Genomic DNA, 24783 nt, shown 5'->3' on the forward strand with positions numbered 1-24783 from the left:
GGGGGCGCGTTTGCCTAGCCGGGATATACCCGAAAAAAATCCGTATGTGGAACGTCAATCGATCGAGGCGATCACGGCGATCGATCGCATTGCAAGATCGGATCCGGAGAGAATTGCGCTGAGGAGCGGCGCAGACGAGCTCACTTACGAGGCGCTGCGACTAAGATCCGATGCCCTCGCAAGGAGGCTACGAAAGCATGGCGCTCGGGGCGCTGTCGTAGGATATTGGGGTGAGCGGGGCTTCGACTGGGCGACGGCGGTGGTCGCAATTTTGAAGGCGGGATCAACGTACCTACCGCTCGATCCATCGTTACCCGCTTCACGTACATCGTTCATAATTGAGCAGAGCCGCTGTGCCTTGATTATCGGTCCCGACCAGCAGCATTCGCTCAGCCTGTTCCAGTCGAGCAACAAAGGCACCATCCCATTCATGCCGATAGAGGCGGAGCTGCGTGAGCGCCAGCCTTCGTCTTTCGTGCCATCATCGAGCGCGGATGGACACGCCTACATTCTGTTCACGTCTGGTTCGACGGGCCAGCCTAAGGGCGCAATGATTGCGCGTGCAGCCCTCAACAATCATTTGGCGGCAAAAATTGATGCCCTGACGCTCACTCGAACGGATTGCATTGCCGAGACGGCATCGCATTGTTTTGACATCTCGCTGTGGCAGCTTCTGGCAGGGCTTTGCGTCGGAGCCAATATCGCGATCGTCGATGATGCGACACTGAAGTCACCAGTATCTCTTCTCAAAGCAATTCAAGGGTACGGCGTGACGGTTGCTCAATTCGTCCCGTCAATGCTCGCAGTATTTGTTGAGTATCTGCAGCGCCTTGCGGCGGCTGAGCGAGCTCTGGACAGTTTGCGGATTATTTCCACGGTTGGAGAACCCCTAACACCCGGGCTGGCGCGCGCATGGCTTGCCTTATATCCAAATGTCTCCATTCTAAACCACTACGGGCCTACCGAGTGCGCCGACGGCGTTACGCACAACCTGGTTTCCGTACCGCCCGCGGTGGCTGATACTTATGTCCCGATTGGTAAGCCGATTGCGAATCTTGAGGTCTACATCACGGATGGATCTCGTCTGTGCGACACGGGAGATGTCGGCGAAATCTGCGTTAGCGGTGTTGGTGTGGCTACTGGTTACGTCAATGACCACGTCCGCACCAAGGATGCCTTTGGGCCAAACCCGTTCTCGAACGACCCGTCGTTCCGGCGCCTCTACAGGACAGGTGATCTTGGGCGCGTTCGTTCCGATGGCCTTTTGGAATGTCTTGGTCGACGGGACCGTCAGGTCAAAATCCGCGGGCACAGAATTGAGCTGGGAGAAATCGAGGCCCGTCTCTCCGCTCATCACTTGGTACGTGGCGCGGTCGCGGTGGCATCCGTCTGCGCAGGCGCAAAGCTTACGGCGCGAGACATAACCGGCGCCGCGGGGGAAACTGGATCGAGACGAATCGTCGCGTATGTGTCAGCTCCGGCTGAAGTGACGGAATGCGAGCTTTTGGACTTTCTTGCCGAAGCGCTTCCCACCTACATGCTCCCAGAAAGGATCATCCACGTCGACGGTATTCCACGGACCAGAAACGGAAAGGTCGACTTTGGAGCATTGCCGGACCCGACCAGTGTTCGCCCTCCAATGCCGACGCCATTCGAGGGGCCGCGAACAGAGGTTGAAGCCAAGCTGTGTCAAATCTGGTCAGGTGTTCTGGGCATTGAGAACATTGGCGTGAATGATCAGTTCATAAGCCTCGGCGGAGACTCGCTACGGGCAATGCTCATATTGGGCCAATTGCAGACCGAACTCGGAGTGAGAACGGATTTCAGGCTAGTCCTGAATGGAACGATACGATCTCTTGCGGCTTCGATCTCGCCCCGAGGCGAGTCCGAACCGTGCATAGGCCCCGCGTACGGAAAGCTTACGCGATCGCCTCTGACGCGAGTTCAGGAACACCTATGGTTTCTCTCCCAGCTCGATCCGTCTGCCAAGAACTACATCATTCAAGGCGGCCTGCGAATAAGAGGCATCATCGATCTGGCCGCGTTCAATCGCGCCTGGACCGATGTCGTTCGTTCCCATCAGGCACTTTCTGCACGCTTTATCGATGAGGATGGTCCGGTTCAGCTCTTTGATGCTCCGCAATGTGCAAATCTTGAATTGGCTGACGCATCTCATCTGTCGGCGCAGGAAGCTTTGGAGTTGATCGCAGAATTGCGGCGAACAGAGCTGAACGGCAGCTTTGATCTCAGCCAGGGCAATCTGTTTCGCGGGCGCATGATCCGTTTTGGCCCCGACCACCATCTGATCCTGATCACCGCTCACGAAATTATTGTCGATGCCTGGTCGATCTCTGTTCTGCTCAGAGACCTTCGGCAAACGTACCTACCTGCCGCGACGTCTTTGCCAAAGAACCGGGCCTCACTTTCGACCTACGCGGTCTGGGAAAAACAGCACGCGGCTCCAGAGGCGCTGGCCAACCAACGTAGCTATTGGCGCGGTCAGATTGGTGATGATCCGCCGGTGCTTTCGCTTGGAACAGGACAAGCGCGGCCGCAGACTAATTCCCACCGCGGCGCCTCGCATGCGGTGCTGCTTGGCAGCGAGCTCTCCAATCAGGTACGGGAGTTTGCGCGTCGACATGGGTGCACCACGTCGACAACCCTTCTCGCGTGCTTCCAGCTGCTGCTGAGGATGTATAGCGGTCAAGACGATGTCATCGTCGGCATACCGCACGTCGTACGGGATCAACCGGGTAGTGCCGACATCGTCGGCTTCTTCCTGAATATGCTGCCAATCCGTTCCGCGATCGATGTCGGTCAGTCCTTTGCGGTTCATGCCTTGCGCACCCAGGGCCTGGTCAGCGATGCTATCGCAAATTCGGCATATCCGTTCGGCTGGATGGTAAGGGATTCCCGATTATATCGCGAAGCGGGACGATCGCCGATCTTCCAGGTCATGTTCAACATGTACTCCGAGGCTGCGGAGCCACCTGGCCAACAAGAGTTGGATCTGACATTCCGCGAATACGACACCGGCTATGTAAAATTCGATCTGACCTTATACGCACAAGATCAGGGTGATGAAATTGCCCTCCAGCTAGCATATGCCGAAGACATATTGTCCAGCGATCTCATCGGCCGTATGGCTGATAATCTCCGCTGCCTGATTGCAGCGTGCGTTGATAATCCGCTTGCGCCCGTTCAGGATCTGAGCTGCCTCAGCGCGACCGATGTCGTTATGCTGGACTCGCTGGATGGCTCGGCGCAGTCATACGCGACTGAATGTCCACTTGTCGAAGCGTTCGAGCAAATCAGCGCCTCTCATCGCAGCCAGGTTGCATATTTTGGTGATTCCGGTGAGATTACATTCGGCGATCTGCGTGAGCGCGTGACAGCAATCAGGTCGTTACTGGAGGCGTCTGACGTGCGGGCTGGCGACAGGGTCGCCTTGCTGGTCGACCGGTCGCCTGACGTGGCCGCTGTTATACTTGCGGTACGAGCCTTGCGGTCCATCGTTGTCCCCATATCGCCGGATTATCCGCGTGAACGGATCGAACACGTCCTGCGAGATAGTCAGCCAAAGCTTCTGGTTCACGCAAGTGCCATTGACCTTGGTTTTGAGATGCCGTCGATTTCCCTGTTGACCCTGGAAGGGTGCGGCACGCCCGCGCGCCATTCTGAGCGTAGCGCCAAACCATCAGATCAGGGAATTGCGAGCCTCATTTACACGTCATCCTCAACCGGGAAGGCGAAGGGGGTCCTTATACCGGAATCGGCAATTCTCAATCGACTGAACTGGATGTGGCGAAGCGCTCCCTTCGACAATACCGACGTGATGGTTGTCCAGAAGTCCGCATCACTTGTTGCGTCCGCTTGGGAATATTTCGGGGGGCTTCTGAGAGGCATATCCACGCTGATTCTGACCCAGGAGCAGTTGCTGGATCCAGATCTGTTGTTGAGCACGTTGGCGAGACGTCGCGCGACACACTTATTTGCCTCGCCGTCACTCCTGACAGGCCTCATTGCTTCCCAAGAACGGCAGCGGCGCGCCACTTCCTTGCGGTTGGTCACCAGCAGCGCGGAACCGATGCCGTCCTCGCTCCCCGTTCGCTGGCGTGCGTCTTTCCCGGACGTGCCGTTGTGGAACTTCTATGGCGCAACGGAATGTGCATCCAACGCCTCAGTCTACAAAACATCGGATGCCGACGACGGCTCGTCGCTCGTCCCCGTTGGGCGCCCAATCGATAACGTCAAGCTCTACGTGCTCGATGACAGGTTGAAGAGAGTCCCTGTCGGAGCCGTCGGCGAACTCTGCATCGCGGGACGCTGCGTAAGCGCCGGCTACTGGAGGGATCAGGAACGGACAAACCGTTGTTTCGTGCCGAATCCTTATGATGACGGACAAAACAGCGTTCTTTATCGAAGTGGCGATATCGCACGGATCTCAACCAGCGGCCTTCTCGAGATTTGCGGCCGGTCGGACAACCAGATCAAGGTACGGGGCTATCGCATTGAGCTGGAGGAGGTCGAAAAGGCCCTTGAATCTCATCCGGCAATCGCAAAGGCCGCGGTCGTCGCAGATGGCATCGATGACCATCGTCACTTGACCGCCAGCGTGGTTCCCGCGCGCGACAGGCTATGCTCTGAAGATATTGTCGCCCACCTGCGCCACACATTGCCGTCCTACATGATTCCCGCCGCCTTTCGTTTGGTTGACAATATCCCCCTTACGGCGAACGGAAAGATTGATCGTGCTCACCTGTTGTCCGTTCCTTACTGCGACGTCGGGCTTGGTCTATCTGCTGAGCCCCGCACGAGGAAGGAGCGTCTTCTTGCCGGGATCTGGCAGGAGTTATTAGGCGCTAAGCGGGTTGGAATTGATCACAACTTCTTTGATATCGGCGGAGACTCTCTTCTGAGCGTGCGCTGCGTCACGCTAGCGCGCACAGCCGGGCTGAATCTTACTGTTGACCAACTCTATCGAACGCCGACCATTAGGGAATTGGCGGTAGATGGAGCGACGGTTACACTCCATACCGCCCCTTCCGCGGATGGCTCGTTGCCAGTGACCCCCGCAATCGCATCTTGGAAGCCTCTTGTGGGCTTCGATGAGCACTACAACATAGGCGATCTGTTCTTCCTGCCCGGCGGGATCCTGGACATTCGGCTGCTGGAGCGCGCCCTTGCCCATGTCATGGATAGGCACGAAGGCCTCAGGATCCGTATCGCCCGAACCGACGATGGACTAGGTCTGACGATTGCAGCTTCGGTGGCCGAACGCCTCGTGGAGGAGATCAATCTCGTCGGAATGACCAGCCTGCGGCAGCGGAAGGCAATCGAGAGCATCTCAGCAAGACGTCAACATATATTTCGTTTTGACGGCCAGACGCCTCTTATTAATGTCACGGTGTTCCGCACCTCGGAAAGAGGCGATTACTATCTGCTGGTCCTGATGCATCATTTCGTAGCAGACGGCATAGGCTATCGACTGTTCCTGGAAGCATTGGATTCGGCTTACGACGCCCTTAGCTCGGGCCACGCCGTGAGTAGTCCCGAGAACATGCAAATGCTCTCTTCATGGTTGAAGCGCCTTGAGCACTACGCGAACAGCGAAGCGCCAGCCGAACTCGAATACTGGGAGGGGATCGACCACGATCAGTTCAATTTGGACGTCAGCGACGCCTCATCGGGCGGCGCGAGTTTTTCGGACGTGACCGCGAGAGAGCTTCATTATGCACACCTTGAAGGCCGCAAGAATGACGCGAATTGCCGATCCCTTTGGGAAGACAAGGCCAAGCATCATCTGGAGATTGGCAACGAAGCGACAGCTGATCTCCTCAATATTGCAGCCAGATCGGCGCATTGTAAGGACATCGACGTATTTCTTGCCGCCATATCCGGCGCCTGTGGACGTGTTTTCGGCAACTATTCGCTCTGGATTGATAGCCTTACCTCGACCCGAGGTCGGCTGTTTGAAGATATTGATCCATCGCAGATCATTGGTCATATCAGCGAACTCGTTCCGCTTTCCTTGAGTCTTGCCGGAACGGAGCCCCGTCCCGATCGTGCCCATTCAATAAACCGCCAGCGCAATGTCCTACCGCGCAGGGGAATAGGGTTTCGGGCCTTGAAATTCCTAAACCGAGATCCAGCCGTGCGGAGCCGGATCGATCGTCTGCCCTTACCCAAAATTGGACTGAACTATCGAGCGGGTTTGCAGCGTCATTTTCCGCGCCGCCTCCTAACCCAGGAACCGTCTCCAATCTGGATCGGCGAAGACATGGATGAAGCGGCCGCGAGTCACCTCTTCTGGTTCGATGTCGGATATCAAGCCGGCCGTCTACAGATCGAAACAAGGTATGACCCAATCCAGACAAACTATGAGGTGACCCACAATTTTTGCACCGTGTTGCAACAGGAGCTATTGCTGACGATCAGCGAATTCGGAAGAGCCGGCGACACTGTCATCCATGAATGAGCTGGCTGCGGAAGTGGTCGTCGAAAGCGTTCGAGATGTGATGGCAAAGAAGAAGAACATCGATCTATCGGATGCCAATCTGTCGCGACTTATCCTGCGGCTCGCAATTCCGTCTATTGTTGGCCTATCGATCAACGCGGTACAGCAGGCCGTCAATGCGATCTTTGTTGGCGCACTTGGCGCGCAAGCGATCGCAGCTGTCAGCATGACCTTGCCTGTCGTGGTTCTGCTGACGGCAGTCGGTCAGGGAATCGGTGTCGGAACAGCCTCGTTCATATCTCGTCATCTTGGTGCTGGTGAGTACCTGGAGGCGAGTAGAGGCGCGAGTACTGCACTGGCCCTGGCCGCTCCAATCGGCATCATGCTTACGGCTTTTCTACTGCTAAACTTGCGACAGATCTTCGTAACGCTCGGGGCAACTCCAACCATCATGCCCGTGGCGCTCGACTATGCGGCGACGCTCTTGTTCGGCTACACCTTGATGCTTCTAAACATCGTCAACGGCTTCATCGTTAGAGCCGAGGGCAACACACGCTTCAGCATGTGGACGATGATTACCGCCTTCATCCTGAACGCCGTGCTCGATCCGGCCTTCATCTTCTTACTGGGCCTCGGTGTGCGAGGCGCAGCCCTCGCAACATTGGTATCTCAGATCGCTGCCATTGGCCTCTATATCGCGCATTTTTCGAGGCTGCGCGGGATAGTCCTCGTCAAAATATCTTACATCTCGTTGCGAATAAGTCGCATCAGACAGCTCGCGCTTATAGGAGCGCCAGCGACCATGACAGGCATTTTATCTGCCATTGCGTCTATGCTCTTGTACGGAGCTGCTGCGCCGTTCGGGGACGATTGCATTGCAGCTATCGGAATAGCTGTGCGATTGCTGACGATCGGCGCATTGCCTGTCACCGGCTTTTGTATGGGCTCTCAAGCTGTTCTGGGTTTCGGTTGGGGCGCACGCGATCTTTCTCGCGTATTGAAGGCCGCAAAGCTCATGCTTTCCATGAGTGTCGCACTCTCGGTTGCATATTCTGCGGCCGTTGTGAGTTTTGCCAGACCGTTGGTCAAGCTGTTCAGCGATAGCGAGAACGTCACGGAAATTGCCGTCTCGACATGTATCATCTTCCATCTCTTCTTTTGGCTTTTTGGTATTGAGAGTTTCGTGACGGTGATGCTTCAGTCGTTCGGGAGAGCCCGCCTTAGTGTGATTGTGTCCTTGGCGAGGCACGGCTATTTCTTCATACCGGCCGTACTGTTGTTGCCAGTCATATCGGGGTTCAACGGACTGTTGGCCAGTCAAGCAATCGCTGAGCTGGGTGCTGGAATGATTGCACTGTTTGTCATGTTCCACCAGTTTGCTGAGCTCAGACGAGCGCGCCGGCACACTACTTGAAGCCCGATCGAGGTCGCATGTTGACCTGACAGCGGACATCATCGCGGTCTAGAGCATTGAGCCTACATAGCCGCGCGGGTGTTGCTCTCCAAGAAGTGACGCACGTGATGTGCGAGAGCCATGCAGCTATAGTGGTACCCATCTGCCTGTTCACTTGCGGTGCTCGTGCGGCTGAGCTTCGCGAGGGCTGCTTCGGGACGCGCTCTTCGGATCTCCGTGAAGACGAAGATTGGCTACATCTCGATAGAAATGGGGACCGAGCACGGAGTGATCTGAGTCTGTGGCGTCGACGGACGGCGTCAAGGCGTTCACCGACCAGAAAACTGATCGAGCTTATCAGGTTCTACAAAGAAAACCGTGGACTGCTCGCTCGGTGACACTGCGGCCTGCGCGCCGAATGGATACACGCCGTGGTTGACGGCAACGCTTGTGGGGACCGATACTCCAGCCAATGCCGCGAGATGAGCCCTCCCAACCGCTAAGAATGGCGGGCTGTGGCGGACGGATCAAACCTGAAAATGGTAGACTGCGTTAGACGTCCCCCCATGCAGAGAGTTAGTGACTCCGAAGTGCGGACGGCGCTCCGACATCAAAAAGAATTGGGAGCGCTGCACCCACCCCATGGCGCCTCGCCGTCAGCTTCAGCAAATCGATGCGAGCTTTCGGGCTCGAACGGCCCGAAAGCTTGCAATTCTATTCTCGGTCTCCGCCCGACTCGCGCACCAGGATTCGCGACTTCGTCACCTATAGTCGCCGCTTCCGAAGCCTAGATTGGCGAGCGAACAATTCAGTCAAACTTGTAGGAGGCCTGCAGGAACGTGCCCCATCGCTCCATGCGATAGTTCGCAGGAAAGGTCCCCGCGGCAACAGGAGGGCTGTCTTCCTTTTGGGCTTGATTGGGGAGTACCTCGCTATGTTTTGGAGTCCACATGGCCCAATAGCGGGCGCCGACGCCGACGCTGAAATTATTGGTGATGAAATAAGACAGGACTCCCTCGACCTGCACACCACCGCCACCGCTCCCGCGTTGATCGCTGAAATACGTCAAGTCTCGCAACAAATGGTTGTCGCGGCCCTGGAAGTCTGTCCAAGGCAGGTAAGCAACATCAGCGCTGACGCGCCAACGGTCGAGCAACGTGGTCTCGGCGCTGAGGCCGACGCGCAGCGCATTCCAATTGGTGTCCTGGCTGCCGATGACCGTTTTGCCGCCGACTGCTTGACGGCATGGCGCTGAAGACGACGCGATCTGCGTGCATCCGGTCGCGTCAGAGTTCTGGCCGTAATAGGTCCAGCCCATAAACCCGCCGACCCTGAAGGCGGGACCGCGCAAGAAATCGTAACCCGCATCGGCCGTGTAGTACATGAACCTTCCGTTCGCCTGGCCCGATGTCGTGTTAGAATAGGCGATGTTGTCAGCAATGCCCCAATCTTCATCATTCAAAGTTCCGTTGTTGAAGCGCCCGAGGCCGATATTGCCCTTCAGAAATATCCCCCAAGGGCTATCCACGCGTTCGAACAACTCACCGGAGATCGCATCCAGCTTGTGATAGGTGAGCCTTGATACGAGCTCGCTCCCGACGTCCCATTGAAACCTTCCTCGACTCAGCCATAACCGTGTGCCGCTTTCCAGCGACCAACCCTGCGCGAAGGCAATCGGCGGCGCGCTGACGGGCGGCGTTGCCCCGTATAGCGGCGCGTCGGACCATCCCGGCGTCCGTGAGTCGGCATCAAAGTGGTAGTTCAGAGCAATTTTGCCGACGTGATAGCTGCTGGACAGGCTGGTGATGTTGGCTGGCACCGTTGCCAACGGAAGCTGTACAGTCGAAGGGGTTGCCACACTCGGTCCGCCGAACCACAGATAATCGTACTCAAGTCCAACGGACCATGCAGGCGTGAGCGCTCGCTCGACGCCGGCGCCGATTGTGCCACCGGCCCGACCATATTCGAAATGGGTGGCATTCTGCGGCGCCCAGCCATTCGGGCGGCCTTTGTGATGAAATTCGTTGTTGTTGGCGACATCGCCCTGATTGTGTTGCCAGGCCACGCCTCCCTTGAGATAAACCAGCGTGTGGCCCTGCGCGCCAAACGCATAACCCAGGCGACCGGTCCCGGTGACAAAGACGTTTGGACTCGCATTGCAGTTTGCGCTTACAACCGATCCGGAGACGGCAAGGCAGGTGTTCGTGCCATCCGACGCGGCCCCACTGGCATCCACTTCAACACCAAAAACCCAGCGGTCCATCTGCCAATTGTAGCCGATCTGACCTCCCAGCGAGAACACAGGGGTATCGACGACATCCCCATAGATTGACGGACCATAAGGATCACTGAATGATGTCCGGCCGTAGCCGCCGCCAACGTGCGCGCCGAAATATCCTCCGGTCCAGCTCCACAGCACCGATGAGACTTTTACTGCGGGCTTAATATCCGCCGAATTGACCGCACCGCTTGCAACGAGCGCAGCTGTTGCTGCACCCCAAGAAAGAATTCCAGATCGCATCTCACCTCACGAAACACAACGCGCGCGCCATCTTCCAAGCCCGAATGGCCGATGTTGTTGGCACCGCTTCCACGCCGCCTAGGTGTGCAGGATCTACGCCAATGCACACGACGCGCATTGCCTGCGGTTTGGTTGGCGATGTCGTCCTTTCCTCTCAAGGATGGCGGATTCGAAACGCGATGCGTATGCAGACCGACACAAAGCGCGTGTGCCCCATGTTCGGCCAGTCCAGAGCGAATACGTCACCGCTCGTTTTCGAAGTGGTTCGTTGCTCCAGGCTCGCCGAAACCGCACAATGCGATTGCGTTTACCTACGTGACGGCATAGCCAATGCTCAACGGCCAGAGGCCACCAATGAGAGCTTCCATTCGAGGATCACGCATCCAAAATGATTAAGCGCTTTGGGGGCGTAAAGTATCGATATTTGCCGGCAAGCGTACCGTTAACAAACTGAAGGCCGTGATCGCCATAGATCATATCCTCACGAACGTAGCCATCGGCTAGGGCTTCTTGATTGTTGCCTCCAACTGTCTTCTGAGCGATTGTCATCATCTGCCCGCCTGACGGCGGCCCGAACATGTCAATTGCGGCAGCGCGTCGTGTGCCAAGTTTCAAGGCATCAAACTGTTTGGCCGGAATCACTCCGGCTGCCTTGATGGGCTCAGCTCTCATTCGCGGGAGATTTTCAGATCCAACTGGCTTACGAGCCACAACCTTCTCGATGCAGTGAGAATGAATTGGAATGCCGGGGTGCGAGTCCCATTTAATGTAATGATCGGACCGTAAGATCTCCCAGCCGGCTTTCGCATAGATAGCCTCAAGCTCTCCACGCGAGAATGACTTCTTGTGACCGCAGGCCAAACTCTCCTCAGGGATAGGATGGTCTGCTTGATCGAGCGTGTTGGTGAAGCAGTGGAACCCTCCAGGCCGTGTCCGATCCAATAAGACCGACACGAGCGGTTTCCAGACGGCCCGCTCCGTGAAATGCAACACGCAGTGCGCTATAAAGACGTCGAGGTAAGCAGGCGACTGGAACGCTTCAACAGCAGCGACACCGCTCGCTATATTCACGCCAAGAGCGCCTGCGAGCCGATTCAGTTTGGAGACAGCGGCTTCAGATATATCGCTTGCGATGACCTGATGACCAAGCTGAGCCAAATAGAGGACGTTGCGCCCCTCGCCGCAACCCAGCTCGACAATCACACTCTTGGCGCGCAGAGCTGGGGTTATCTCGAAGATTTCGGGACTCGGACCCCCCATACACGAGACGTCGTGGTCGGCGTAGCCCGAGTCCCACCAAAAGTGTGAATCCTTCGCCATCTGTTGCATGCCTGACCTTACGCTGCCTGATATTGTTCCTCGAGGGCTGCCATCCTGCCCGAGTAAAACATCCGAGCTATGATGCTGGAGTACTTAAACCCCGTTCGAGTCAGTTGATAAGCGTCACCATCTGCCAAATTCACGAGTTGCAGAGATTCAAGGGCCTTGAGTTCGTCGCCAAAATCAGCCGCGAGCGCTCGTCCGAATACTGCAGCGTAATTACTTCTGCTCAAAGCTGACAACGTGAGGCCAAGCAGGACGTAACGACGCCGAAGATCATCCTGCGTCAGCCTGATTCCGTGCGATGCTATCGCGTCGGGATCGAAGGGGCGAGCCGAGAAGGCGTTGATGATGGGCGAAGCCGCACTCGAGGCTACGGCATAGTCCGTGCTACAATGATATTGGCCAAAATAACTCCTGGCGCCGGCCCCCAGTCCTAGCAGGGGCGTTCCCTTGAAATCCGACACCTCCTGCCGGTAGGCATGATCGCCAGCGATCCTGGTGAAACGTGTGAAGGATTCCTGGCGGTAACCTTTGGACGCCATCAGGGCGACGTTCTGATCGTAGACCTCATACTTTTCCGCCTCAGAGAGGAATAGTTCGGGATTGTGCGCCTTCGAGATAGTGATGCTCGTCATCGGACGAACAACAGCGGGATACAGAGAGAGAGTCTGCGGCTCATAGTCGAGCACCCGGCCAAGCGAAGAGATCAAAGAGTCACGGGTTTGACCACGCAAGCCGAAGATCAGATCAAGATTGACGTGAGAAAAACGCGCGATGAGGGCTTTGATTGCCGCTTCTGCAGTCTGGAGCGAGTATGGCCTGCCAGAGTGCGCAAGCTCGCCGGGTTCCATGCTTTGGATGCCCATGCTCATTCTGTCGACGCCAAGTGCCTTCAGGCAATCCAGGAGGTTGTTGTCGACAGAGTCTGGCGTGCTCTCGATCGTAGTCTCACATCGCGAGCTTCGTTTTGGAAAGGCTACATCGAGGGCGGCGAAAAGCTCACCGAATTGATGCTGCGTCAGAAGGGTTGGAGTGCCGCCGCCGAAATAGAGACTTACAACCTCTCGATCTCCGAAATATTCTCCATATCGAGCGATGTGCTCCACCAGTCGGTTGACGTAAAACGCCCGGGTCTCCCGTCTATGGCGCGTTGTAAGAAAAAGCGTGCAGTAGGTGCAGCGATAGCGACAGAACGGAATATGGATATAGATGTTGATTTGCTTTGAGCGATTGGCCTGCCCAACGACATCAGTCATGCGGAGGGGCTGGGAAAAAGCCCGGTATACTCGCTTCGAAGGATAGCCGTAGACATAGGTTGGCAGCTCCTTGTTCGCTATATTTGTCCGAAGAAAGTCCAGACGATCCATGGCTTAACCCGTTGATTGCCGAAGCAGATGAATGCCCGAACGCCGTCTTCCCGAGCGCCACAAGTTCATTACTTATGACAATCAGCAGTTTCCCTGGAAGCTGCTAAACCGTATCCAGGACTGCGTTTGCGCCACTTATGTCCTTCGATCGAATCGTGCGGCTTATGTGCAAGAAACCAAATGCGCGCATGGCTACAGCGACTGCTGCGCCGCCATTCCGCCAACTGCTCCCATAAACGGTCAAGTCCACCTTTTCGAGGTTGCGGTCGCCTTTTTCAGGAGTTAATTCGATGAGACCAAAGGGTGACATATCGGTCTTCGTTGTCGGCTCCTTCTCAAATGCGAAGATCAGTAAGTGAGGCCGGTTGGCAGCTCCTGCCGCCCCGTAATGAGAGAAACTCAAGAGTCGTGCCAACTGCGCAAGACGGGTCCCAGAAGAGCCGTTCTGCATTTTGTTCAACAGCTTAACTGCGAGCGCAGCGGCAAGTCGGCCGAACATCACGTGTCGCGGATGCGACGCGATCCGATCCACTTGACCTCGGGACTAAGCACCTAGGCACTCCGGTCACCCGACGTAGCGGATCATGTTCGGATATCCAAGAATCTCCGTCGTTCTCAGGCCACCACCTTGAGGTCTTTAGTGGTGTAGCTCGCCGACGCGATTTGGCTGTCCGTTAGTGATGCCTGTCAAGACGTCGCTGAACTAGGCGGCGGGATTGGCGCCGGGCGCCTGAGGTTAAGCGGTCGTCCTTGTTAATCGCTCTAAACGGACGGCAGTCGATCCCCGTCCCGCCGCCTGGAGCGGCGCGATGCTGACGCTCCTGCGGCTGCTTTGCCAGATGAGAAGCTGAGGCGTCCGTCTGTCGATTCACATTCGACCTTTATCGGACGACCTCGATCCGGACGAATCGATTCTACAATCGCCAAGTCGATGCTGTGCTGGTGAGCGCACGCTGGTGACTGTCATCACCACCAGCAAACGCACGCTTTGTTGATGCCCGATGTTGTCGGGTTTGTAACAGCGGTCTGCGGCCAGGTCGGGATCACAACAACGTTCTGATAGGCCGCTCGCGCGCACTATCTGCTTTCACAGCACGGAGTTTTTCTCGGATGCAGTCTTGGCACGATCATTGCCAAGCCCTGACCGGGCGTTGTCAACGCCAACCGGGAACTCCGAGGAGAGCATGAGTACCGTCTCCACTGGCAATGTCGCAGAAATCAGGGGCTGCGCTACCCGTCCACGTCACAGCGAGTCTGTAGCCATCCAACACAAGCTGGCTCGACGTCGCGGAGACGAACGCAACCGTCGCGAGAGCAATCGCCCTTGGAATAATGTCGTCCGGACTTCTGGCTCAGATCGCCACAGTATCGGAGTATCGGCCATTCTTGTGAGCCACGATACGTAGCAGGGGGCATAGCATGAGAGTGCCGGCCAAACTGCCGTCCAATCGACGCTTCGGCCTCACATTTTGCGCCGTATTTCTTGCGCTGGGCGCAGGCGCGGCCATCAAGGGACAAGTCGCTGCCGCTTACGTGTCGCTGTTTGCGGTTGGTGTCGCATTCGGCGGCCTAGCATTGATCGTCCCGCGAATGCTCGCGCCGCCCAACCTACTCTGGTTCTACTTCGGCGAATTGCTCGGACGGATCGTCAGCCCGCTGGTTCTTGGCATCATGTATTTCGGGCTTCTAGTACCGATCGCCTTCATCGCTCGCTTGCTCGGGCGCGATGAGCTTCATTTGAAGCGACGACCGGTCGCAAGTTACTGGATCAGTCGTAGCCCGCCAGGCCCGACAGGTCGGTCCTTCACACACCAGTTCTGAGGCGCATATGTTTCTCTTCATCAAGGAACTCTGGGCTTTCATGCGTGTTCGCAAAAAGATGTGGCTCGCCCCCCCAATTCTTCTCATGGTTGTCGTAGCCGCTCTGCTAGTTCTGGCGCAGGGCTCTGTCATGGCGCCGTTCGTTTACACGCTGTTCTGACCAGTGAATATCCTGGGTATCTCAGCTTACTACCATGACTCTGCCGCTTGTCTCGTCTCAGACGGCCAACTGGTAGCTGCCGCGCAGGAAGAGCGCTTCACGCGGAAAAAACACGATCCAGGCTTTCCTGCCTGTGCGGCTCGTTACTGTCTCCGCGCTGCAGGGCTATGTCCAGCCGACGTCGACTATGTAGTCTTCTACGACAAGCCCTTTAGCAAATTCGAGCGGATATTTGAAACCTATCTAGCTTTCGCGCCAAAGGGATTTAAGAGTTTCGCAACGTCGATGCCGGTTTGGCTAAAGGACAAGCTGTTTCAAAGAACGTTGATTGCTGAGGCCCTGAACGAGCACCTCGGGAATGATGTTGATTGGTCGAGCCGACTCCGCTTTTCAGAGCACCATCTCAGTCACGCAGCGTCAGCGTTCTTCCCGTCGCCATTTCACGAAGCCGCAGTGTTAACGATGGATGGTGTCGGAGAGTGGACGACCACCTCGCTTGCGATCGGTAAGGGAAAGGAACTATCAGTCTACAAGGAGATTCACTTTCCGCATTCGCTTGGCTTGTTGTACTCAGCCTTCACGTACTACATCGGTTTCAAGGTAAACTCCGGTGAGTACAAGGTAATGGGACTGGCGCCCTATGGCGAGCCAAAGTATGTGCAACTGATAAAGGAGCACCTGATCGACATCAAGGAGGATGGGTCATTCCACCTGGACATGAGCTTCTTTGACTACTGTACCGGACTGACAATGACCAATAGTCGCTTCGAGACGCTATTTGGTGGCCCGGCCAGGCGCCCGGAAACTGGGTTGACGCAGAGGGAGATGGATCTAGCGGCCTCCATTCAGGCCATTACCGAAGAGGTCGTCCTAAGGCTTGCAAAAGAAATCCGGACCACAACCGGCCAGAGAAATCTCTGCCTCGCAGGAGGAGTGGCGCTTAATTGTGTGGCGAACGGAAAGCTCTTGCGGGAAGAGCTCTTCGACAACATCTGGATTCAGCCGGCATCTGGCGACGCCGGCGGCGCAGTGGGCGCAGCACTGGCTGCCTACCATCTCATGCTTGAAAAGCCGAGGAGCATCCATGCGGGCGACAGCATGAACGGCGCGTACCTCGGACCGGAGTTCAGTCAGCGCGAAATCGAAGAGCGTCTAGGAAAGGCCGGCGCGGTATTCACGGCCGAATTCGATGAAGCACTGATTGACAGTGTCGCACATGCTCTGGTCGACGGTAAGTCGGTTGGGTGGATGCAGGGTCGGATGGAGTTCGGCCCGCGAGCGCTCGGCGGACGTTCCATCATTGCTGATCCCCGCTCACCGACTGTCCAGAAGCAGCTAAATCTCAAGGTGAAGTATCGCGAGTCGTTCCGCCCATTTGCGCCGAGTGTTTTGCGAGAGGACGTGTCGCAATGGTTTCAGCTTCATTCCGACAGCCCCTATATGCTCCTTGTGGCCGACGTGCTGAGCACCAAGCAGTTGCCGATGTCGGAAAAGCAAAAGCAGCTCTTCGGTATCGATAAATTGAACGTCGTGCGCGCGGAAATTCCGGCCGTCACACACGTGGACTACTCCGCGCGCGTGCAGACTGTGCACAGCACGACCAATCCGCGGTTTCACAGACTGATATCGAAGTTCAAGGAACTAACCGGATGCCCTGTTCTCGTGAACACCTCATTCAACGTTCGAGGAGAACCGATCGTTTGCACTCCAGAGGATGCGTTCCGCTGTTTCATGGGGACGGACATCGAAATGCTGGCCGTCGGCAATTCGCTCTTACGGAAGGAAGACCAGAGCAGAACTTTAATGAAGAACTATCGTCGTTGCTATGAACTCGATTAGAACGCGACGCGTTCAAGCTGTGCGCCCGGCAGCCGTCGTGATTTCTACCTCCTTTACGAACGATTTCGGCGCGCATTTCGAGGAAAACCATCCACATGGATGTCAAAACAAAAAACGCAATCTTCGGAGTGCTTTCAATCGCTACTAGCCTGATTACGGCGGTCGCCCTACTGGAATTCTATGTGCGTCTAACCCAGGCAGACGGCACCAATTTTGACATCGAAATGTGGCGTTACGCGAAAGACCTGAAAGTGGTTAGTGACGTACCCGGCGCAGGGCACGAACATAGCCCTGGAAAGGCTGGGGTTTACATGGGGGTGCCAGTGACAATCAACTCAGCAGGTTGGCGCGATCGCGAACATTCCGTGGAGAAAGAGAATGGCACAGTTCGAATCATGATGCTGGGCGACTCCTTGACGTTTGGATGGGGCGCAAGACCTGAAGACGTCACATCATACCGATTGGAAAGATTGCTGAACGCGAGGGAAAAGACATTCGAGGTCATAAATGCTGGGATTGGAAATGCCAACACAGCTATGGAAGCGACGTACTTCATGAAAAAGGCTTACGTATACAAGCCTGACATCGTCGTGCTGAACTATTTTATCAATGACGCAGAGCCAACACCGCGAAGGACGGAGAATTTCCTTCTAGAGCATTTCTATTCGGCAGCATTCATCGCGGGTCGCTTCGATGCCCTTATGCGAACATACTTCGGCAAGGCTGATTGGCAGCACTTTTACCGCGGTCTCTACCAAGAGAATGAACCCGGCTGGTTGGTTGCACAGGCTGCCTTGAAAGAACTTGCGAGCTATTGCAAGGCGCGAAACATCAAACTCATTGTTGTGAACTACCCGGAACTGCACGAGCTGTCCCCATATCCATTTCAGGATATAACGAGTCTCGTTGCCTCCAAGGTGAAAGCGCTCGGTATACCATTTCTGGACCTTCTTCCGGCTGTGGAAAATCAAGCCCCACAGTCCCTCTGGGTCACGAAGACAGACTCCCACCCAAACGGTAAAGCGGCCGGACTCTACGCGGACTCAATTATGAGAGTCCTGGTGGCCCAAATTCCCGAAGACTTTCGAGGGTCTGTAAATTGAAGGAATCCTCTTCCACGGAAAACCGTGTGGAAGCAGATGCGCTGCTGAGAACGGCCGCTGTGAGGACGAGGGTCGTTCGCTTGACGGCCCTATTGAACGAGGTATGGGCAATCCTTGGTGTCGCTCTTCTTTTGCTGACGACTCTGGAGGTATCGCTGACATCCTACTACGAGAGAGCTGACAAGAGAGAACGTCAAAGCGCAGCCAAGGCTGCAGCCAATTCTGGGGTATATGCAAATCCCGACCTGGCGGAAGAATACTTCAAAGAACTCACCGATGCCAAGGCGCGGGTGTGGGCTTCATATACGCAATCACAACAAACGGACTATGCGGGCAAATTCATTAACGTACAGGAAGGCACCAGAAGAACGTGGAACTCCGTGGCAATCAAGGATGATAAGCGTACCAGGTTAAAGATATTCTTTTTTGGCGGGTCGACTTTGTGGGGGCTTGGATCTAGCGACGACTTCACCATTCCCTCCCTTGTCGCCAAAATGTTAGCCGAAAATGGAATCAGCGCTGAAGTCACAAATTATGCAGTCATTGGGGATGTAACTACCCAAAGCTTGATTCGCTTCATTCTCGAATTGAGAAAGCGGAATGTTCCTGATTTGGTGGTCTTTTACGGCGGATCGGTTGAGGCTTTCTCTGCTTGTTATGAAGGAGAACCGGGCGTTCCGCTTGGCAACTCAAACCTCGAAAAAATATCTCCTAAAAAGGAGGCAAAAGCGCGCATAAGTATAAGGTTAGAAAACTTCGCGCTGATAAGACTGCTCACCGGCAAAACACAGCTCGCGGGGTGCTCGAAAAAATTGGACGTGTTGTCTGACGGAGCTCTAGATGTCTATCTAGGGAATGTTCGGTTTATCGAGGCTATTTCAAGGAGCTTATCCTTTAAAACATTATTCTACCTTGAGCCTCAGCTGTCCGATAAAACACACAGGACAAAATATGAAGAGGATCAGCTTTTAAAATCAGAGGAACGGCTTCCAGGAAAAAACGATCTTTACTCTCTGATGAGAAGCAAGTTGGTCAAGAGAGAAGATGAGAGTTTGGAGCAAAACGTGTTTCATGACTTACGTACTATCTTTGCCGATGTTGCCAGCCCAATTTACATGGACGGCGGGCATTATGGCGAGGATGGAAATGATCGGATATCGCGGAGAATTACAGCCGACATATTGGCACTATGTGCTCCGGCGAAGTGAACAACGGTTGTCTGAACAGAGTTTTCAGCGCACGCTCCGCGCTCATGACCAAGAGCAGCCGCCGGCACCACGGCATCCTCCACCGCCGGCACAACCTGTACTTCTTCTTCGTAATAGCCGCCTGCTGCTTCTCGCAACGGACGTCGCCAGCCGAACAACTGGTGCGGCGACAATCCATACCGTCGCGCTACCGAACAGACCGAGTCGCCGCTCGCTACGATTACAGGGCAATGACTTCTTTGTCGCGGAAGACGAGATGTCGGCGATCCGGTTGTCTGGCCCGCGCGGATTTCGAACAGCGCCACGATCGCTATAGGGATGTCAGGCCTCGGCGATCAGGCTGGTGCGATGAAGGGCGGCAGTCCGTATCGAGCTTGTTAGTTGCTCGGGAAAGTCCTTAGGAAGGGCTTTGAGCACATCGTTGAACGCTGTTTCGAACGTTTCTGCGAGATCCTTGAAGATGGAGCGTACGACCGCAAGCCCGACGCCAGAGATCTCGGCTGTCTGTATGAAGTGCCGAGGTAGGATTTCATTCACGGTGTAGTGTCGGCTCTTGCCGACCGACATCGCAAGCTTAAGTGCCTTGGGTTGAATTTGCTTCGCATCCAGACTGGGTTGTGCACTTAGTACGTCATAAAGTGGTGTCAGACGAAAGCGGCCTCCGGGGCCGAGAAAGATGCTGAAATTCTTGGCGTGACCGTCAGTTGCTCCAATCAGCCAGAACACGATGCTCGCACGGAGCAACATCGTGAGATCTTGAGTTGGTGCATCGCTTCCTTTCAGCAGCTCCAGAATGTCTTTTAGTCCGGGCCCGCCATCCGACTGGTATTTTCTGGTCGGCGGCACCGACAACGCTTGGCAGCAATCCTCCTGGGGCAGGCGGAGTAATCGCTTGTCTCTTGTCCAGCGGCGATCAAAACGCTCGACAACGAGCGTCCGGCGGCCTCCAAAATCAGTCATCTCGACGTTCGCTGCCGGGATACCAAGAGCTGAAATGAGTTTGAGGCAGAAGAATTCGTTCTCGACGCTGTTTGAGAGATCGATGCCGTTCGGCAAGCGCCCTATTTGCGGCTTCAGGATATGGGTGGTGGCGGTGGTCCCCACCGGCTTGTACCATTTGCCGTCCTGGCGCAGCAAGGCGGTCTTTTCCTGCGCACCGGCGATGGAAATTCGAAAATCTTCGTCCTCATCGAGACCGAGCGGAGCCGCCGCCAGATTCTGAATGATATGCGCGACTTCATCGTCACTGATGAGCTTGCCTTCGATCTTGCCCGCCGGTCCCGGATCGATGCCTTCCGGTAGAAATTGGAGTGCCCCGACGCAGTCATGTCCGAGAGCCGAGAGCATGCTGTAGGCGTCCGTACCGGTCGCGCCGACACGTTCGGCGACGCGCCTGCGTATCGGTTCGCTGTCCGGCAGCAGATTGTCGAACACGTTGATGACCGGAGCACCGATATAGCGGTCCTCGCGAAGGGGGAGGGAGAGCGAGATCGGGAAGGTCGACTGCCATGAGAGCCATTGCAGGTCGTAGCGAAAGTCGTTGGCGCCGCTGGACTCGCGCTTGAATACGCCGACCAGGCGGCCATTTACGAACACGTTTAACGGAGCGTTGGCTTTCGGGCGGGGCATTAGAATGCGCTCTCGATATCGGCCGCACTCGCTTTACTTCGCGGGCGAACCACCAATTCCAAGTCAAGGGCAGCCAGCGCTTCCATGAGGGTGTGGAGTTGAACGGCAGGTGCACCCGCCTCAAGCCGGGAGACGGTTCCCTGACGCAGATGGATGTTTTTTCCGAGCGCGGATTGCGTCAGTCCGGCCTGCTTGCGAGCCCTTCGTAGAATGGCTCCCAGTTGTTTTTCGGTGCGGGCGATGTGCTGCGGCATGTGAACCTCGATCGCCAATATACGGGGTTGCGTATACATGGTCAATATACGCATGTGCGTATATCGAGAAAGTAAGCGCAAGCGCGTATAAAATAAAAATATACGCACTCGCGTATTTTCCGCCCACTCCTTAAATGTCCCTCTTCCGGAATGACCGAGCACTTTTCTCAGCCAATTCGGACCGAAACCGTCAGCAAGCTTTCGCCATCTCATTTCATGAGAAGCTTCGGCGTGAGTCTGATGACTACTTAGACGCTGAAAGACCGTGCCGCCTATAGCGGCCCGTCGGCATCGAAGGAATTGCGCGGCCGGAAATTCCAGGTGGTCGGCGCATTGATCTGATAGCGCTCGATCCTGCCATCGCCGACCGCCACCAATGCCTGGGCTGCCGTGCGCGGCCCTCGATCAAGCCGACATAGGCCTCATCAGGCATTTCGCGTTCTGGCAGAACGGCTGTTCGATGAAAGCGTCAGAGAGCCGGAGAATGAGCAGGGAAATGACGACTTCCAGCCGGTTGTTTGGCATCTCCCTGTTTGCGCCATGTTGCGGGAGAAGTGAGTTCGCCAACGATATCTGCAAGATATTTCTGAATCGCTAGGTATGCTTTCCGTAAACCTCGTTGCCAGCTGCAAATCGAATTGTTCCGTTTCTCACTGTCGCGATCTCTTCGCGCACTGTGAATTGGGCGATTCAAATCCGTAACATCTTGGTCTTCCCAGTCTCCGCGCGCCGCTGCGGTTGGCCTGCTTCTTGCTGTCCTTGTTGCATCGACAAGTCAAAGCCGACGACGGGAGGGGCATGGGCGCGGCAATGGAAACATTTTACAGCGTGATCAGGCGGCAGGGCATCACGCGTCGGAGTTTTAACAAATTCTGCAGCCTGACGGCGACGAGCCTCGGGCTTGAGCCGTTGGCGGCGGATCGCATCGCCAACGCGCTCGAAACCAAACCGCGTGTGCCGGTGATCTGGATGCATGGTCTTGAATGCACCTGCTGCTCGGAGAGCTTCATCCGCTCCGCGCACCCATTGGCGAAGGATGCCGTGCTGTCGATGATCTCGCTCGACTATGACGATACCATCATGGCGGCCGCAGGCCATCAGGCGGAAGCGATCCTCGAAGAGACTCGCGCCAAATACAAGGGTCAGTACATTCTTGCCGTGGAAGGCAATCCGCCGCTGAACGAGGGCGGCATGTTCTGCATCGACGGCGGCAAGCCCTTCGTCGAGAAACTTAAGATGATGGCCGACGACGCTATGGCGATCATGGCCTGGGGCGCATGCGCGTCCTGGGGGTGCGTGCAGGCGGCCAAACCCAATCCGACGCAGGCCACGCCCATCGACAAGGTCATCACCGACAAGCCGATCATCAAGGTGCCGGGATGCCCCCCGATCGCCGAAGTGATGACCGGCGTCATCACCTTCATCACGACCTTCGGCAAGCTGCCCGAGCTCGACCGCCATGGCCGGCCGAAAATGTTCTACTCACAGCGCATTCACGACAAGTGCTATCGGCGATCGCATTTCGATGCCGGGCAGTTCGTCGAGGAGTGGGACGACGAGTCGGCGCGCAAGGGCTATTGCCTCTACAAGATGGGCTGCAAGGGCCCGACCACCTACAACGCCTGCTCGACCGTGCGCTGGAACGGCGGCGTGTCTTTCCCGATCCAGTCGGGCCACGGCTGCATCGGCTGCTCCGAGGACGGCTTCTGGGACAAGGGCTCGTTCTACGATCGCCTGACCAACATCAAGCAGTTTGGCATCGAGAAGAACGCTGACCAGATCGGCGTGGCTGCGGCCGGCGCCGTCGGTGCCGCCGTGGCGGTGCACGCGGCCGTGACCGCCGTGAAGCGGCTCGCCTCCAAGCGCGCAGACCCAAAGCAAGATCATTAGTGGATCTCAGGGGATGTAACGATGCGCATCCAGACACCGAACGGATTCAAACTCGACAATTCCGGCAAGCGCATTGTCGTCGATCCGGTCACTCGCATCGAAGGTCACATGCGCCTCGAGGTCAATGTCGACGCAAATAACGTCATCCGGAACGCCGTATCCACAGGCACGATGTGGCGCGGCATCGAAGTCATCCTGAAGGATCGCGATCCGCGCGACGCCTGGGCCTTCACCGAACGGATCTGCGGCGTGTGCACCGGCACGCACGCCCTGACGTCGGTGCGCGCTGTCGAGAATGCGCTCGGAATCATCATTCCGGAGAATGCCAACTCGATCCGCAACCTGATGCAGCTCGCGCTGCAGGTGCACGATCATGTCGTTCACTTCTATCACCTGCACGCGCTGGATTGGGTCGACGTGGTCTCGGCGCTCTCGGCCGATCCGCGGGCGACGTCCACGCTCGCGCAGTCGATCTCGAATTGGCCGTTGTCATCGCCTGGCTACTTCAAGGACCTCCAGACCCGCCTCAAGAAGTTCGTCGAGTCGGGGCAGTTGGGTCCTTTCAAGAACGGCTACTGGGGCAGCAAGGCCTACAAATTGCCGCCCGAAGCCAATCTGATGGCTGTGGCGCATTATCTGGAAGCGCTTGATTTCCAGAAGGAAATCGTAAAGATCCACACCATCTTCGGCGGCAAGAATCCTCATCCGAACTGGCTCGTCGGCGGGGTGCCCTGTCCGATCAATGTCGACGGTACCGGCGCGGTCGGAGCCATCAACATGGAGCGGCTGAACCTGATCTCGTCGATCATCGATCGTCTGATCGAATTCAACGAGCAGGTTTACTTGCCTGACGTGGCGGCGATCGGGTCATTCTACAAGGATTGGCTCTATGGCGGTGGTCTTTCGGGCAAGAGCGTGCTCACCTATGGCGACGTGCCGGAACACGCCAACGACTACGCCTCAAAGAACCTGAAGCTGCCGCGAGGGGCCATCATCAACGGCAATCTCTCGGAGGTGTTTCCAGTCGACCATGCCAACCCCGACGAGATACAGGAATTCGTCGTTCACTCCTGGTACAAATATCCCGACGAGACCAAGGGCCTGCATCCCTGGGATGGGGTCACCGAGCCGAACTATGTGCTCGGGCCCAATGCGAAGGGCACCAAGACGGCGATCGAGCAGCTCGATGAGGGCGGCAAATATTCCTGGATCAAGGCGCCGCGTTGGCGAGGCCACGCCATGGAGGTCGGTCCGCTCGCGCGCTGGGTCGTCGGTTATGCCCAGAACAAGGCGGAGTTCAAGGATCCGGTCGACAAATTCCTGAAGGACCTCGACCTGCCGCTGTCGGCGCTGTTCTCGACACTCGGCCGCACCGCGGCGCGCGCGCTGGAATCGGTCTGGGCCGGGCGCCAGATGCGCTATTTCCGGGATAAGCTCGTCGCCAATATCAAGGCCGGCGATAGCTCGACCGCCAACGTCGACAAGTGGAAGCCGGAGAGCTGGCCAAAGGAAGCCAAGGGCTTTGGCTTTACCGAGGCGCCGCGCGGCGCGCTCGCGCACTGGATCAAGATCAAGGAAACCAAGATCGACAACTACCAGTGCGTAGTGCCGACCACCTGGAATGGCTCGCCGCGCGATCCCAAGGGAAATATCGGCGCATTCGAGGCCTCCTTGATAGACACGCCGATGATGAATCCCGAGCAGCCGCTCGAGATCCTTCGCACCATTCATTCCTTCGATCCGTGCCTGGCGTGCTCGACCCACGTCATGAGTGCTGGTGGCCAGGAACTGGCGACCGTCAAGGTCAGGTGAAGTACC

At 56.4% G+C, this 24783-nt stretch carries 16 protein-coding genes; 9 read left to right on the forward strand and 7 right to left on the reverse strand.

What is annotated here, in order from left to right:
* Positions 1-46: 46 nt before the first annotated feature.
* Both YUA_RS44935 and YUA_RS0124215 read left to right on the forward strand, forming a co-directional pair.
* Positions 47-6478, forward strand: a complete 6432-nt coding sequence (locus YUA_RS44935; protein ID WP_245285248.1) for a non-ribosomal peptide synthetase — start codon at positions 47-49, stop codon at positions 6476-6478.
* Positions 6471-7871: an MATE family efflux transporter gene (locus YUA_RS0124215; protein WP_027533006.1), complete on the forward strand. Its 1401-nt coding sequence runs from the start codon at positions 6471-6473 to the stop codon at positions 7869-7871. The genes YUA_RS44935 and YUA_RS0124215 overlap by 8 nt, the downstream gene beginning before the upstream one ends.
* A gap of 787 nt (positions 7872-8658) precedes the next feature.
* Here YUA_RS0124215 and YUA_RS44940 read toward each other — a convergent pair.
* The 4 genes from YUA_RS44940 to YUA_RS0124240 all read right to left on the reverse strand — a co-directional run bounded on the left by YUA_RS44940 (position 8659) and on the right by YUA_RS0124240 (position 13593).
* Positions 8659-10371, reverse strand: a complete 1713-nt coding sequence (locus tag YUA_RS44940; RefSeq protein ID WP_035971746.1) for an outer membrane beta-barrel protein — start codon at positions 10369-10371, stop codon at positions 8659-8661.
* Between the two features lie 375 nt (positions 10372-10746).
* Positions 10747-11691, reverse strand: coding sequence for a methyltransferase domain-containing protein (locus YUA_RS0124230; RefSeq protein ID WP_198029500.1), 945 nt, complete (start codon positions 11689-11691; stop codon positions 10747-10749).
* Positions 11692-11708: 17 nt separating this feature from the next.
* Positions 11709-13061 (reverse strand): coproporphyrinogen-III oxidase family protein, encoded by a 1353-nt coding sequence (locus tag YUA_RS0124235; protein ID WP_027533008.1) that lies wholly within the window; start codon positions 13059-13061, stop codon positions 11709-11711.
* Positions 13062-13164: 103 nt separating this feature from the next.
* Entirely contained in the window at positions 13165-13593 is a 429-nt protein-coding gene (locus tag YUA_RS0124240) for a hypothetical protein (protein WP_156947216.1), read from the reverse strand.
* A gap of 887 nt (positions 13594-14480) precedes the next feature.
* Between YUA_RS0124240 and YUA_RS0124245 the strand changes: the two genes are divergently transcribed.
* The 5 genes from YUA_RS0124245 (at position 14481) to YUA_RS50175 (ending at position 19192) form a co-directional block, all read left to right on the forward strand.
* Positions 14481-14882 (forward strand): SxtJ family membrane protein, encoded by a 402-nt coding sequence (locus tag YUA_RS0124245; RefSeq protein WP_027533010.1) that lies wholly within the window; start codon positions 14481-14483, stop codon positions 14880-14882.
* 7 nt (positions 14883-14889) lie between these two features.
* Positions 14890-15042: a DUF5989 family protein gene (locus YUA_RS51185; protein WP_197965731.1), complete on the forward strand. Its 153-nt coding sequence runs from the start codon at positions 14890-14892 to the stop codon at positions 15040-15042.
* Between the two features lie 3 nt (positions 15043-15045).
* A complete protein-coding gene (locus YUA_RS0124255) occupies positions 15046-16881 on the forward strand; it encodes a carbamoyltransferase (RefSeq protein ID WP_027533011.1) in 1836 nt (611 codons plus the stop codon).
* 95 nt (positions 16882-16976) lie between these two features.
* Entirely contained in the window at positions 16977-17984 is a 1008-nt protein-coding gene (locus tag YUA_RS0124260; protein ID WP_027533012.1) for a GDSL-type esterase/lipase family protein, read from the forward strand.
* Between the two features lie 26 nt (positions 17985-18010).
* Positions 18011-19192 carry an SGNH/GDSL hydrolase family protein gene (locus YUA_RS50175; protein ID WP_027533013.1) on the forward strand — a complete coding sequence of 394 codons (1182 nt, stop codon included), beginning with the start codon at positions 18011-18013 and terminating at the stop codon, positions 19190-19192.
* Positions 19193-19513: 321 nt separating this feature from the next.
* On the opposite strand, the gene YUA_RS0124270 is transcribed toward YUA_RS50175, so the two are convergent.
* From YUA_RS0124270 to YUA_RS52690, 3 genes are all read right to left on the reverse strand, one after another.
* On the reverse strand, positions 19514-20821 hold the full coding sequence (locus YUA_RS0124270; RefSeq protein ID WP_027533014.1) for a type II toxin-antitoxin system HipA family toxin: 1308 nt from the start codon (positions 20819-20821) through the stop codon (positions 19514-19516).
* Positions 20821-21075: a helix-turn-helix domain-containing protein gene (locus YUA_RS0124275; protein ID WP_027533015.1), complete on the reverse strand. Its 255-nt coding sequence runs from the start codon at positions 21073-21075 to the stop codon at positions 20821-20823. Before YUA_RS0124275 ends, YUA_RS0124270 begins: the two co-directional genes overlap by 1 nt.
* A 272-nt stretch (positions 21076-21347) precedes the next feature.
* Positions 21348-21449, reverse strand: a complete 102-nt coding sequence (locus tag YUA_RS52690; RefSeq protein WP_371259908.1) for a hypothetical protein — start codon at positions 21447-21449, stop codon at positions 21348-21350.
* 424 nt (positions 21450-21873) lie between these two features.
* Here YUA_RS52690 and YUA_RS0124290 point away from each other — a divergent pair, with 424 nt between their 5' ends.
* On the forward strand, positions 21874-22965 hold the full coding sequence (locus tag YUA_RS0124290; protein ID WP_027533017.1) for a hydrogenase small subunit: 1092 nt from the start codon (positions 21874-21876) through the stop codon (positions 22963-22965).
* 21 nt (positions 22966-22986) lie between these two features.
* Positions 22987-24777, forward strand: a complete 1791-nt coding sequence (locus YUA_RS0124295; RefSeq protein ID WP_027533018.1) for a nickel-dependent hydrogenase large subunit — start codon at positions 22987-22989, stop codon at positions 24775-24777.
* Positions 24778-24783: the final 6 nt, after the last annotated feature.

The organism is Bradyrhizobium sp. WSM3983, assembly GCF_000473045.1.
Taxonomy (GTDB): Bacteria; Pseudomonadota; Alphaproteobacteria; order Rhizobiales; family Xanthobacteraceae; genus Bradyrhizobium.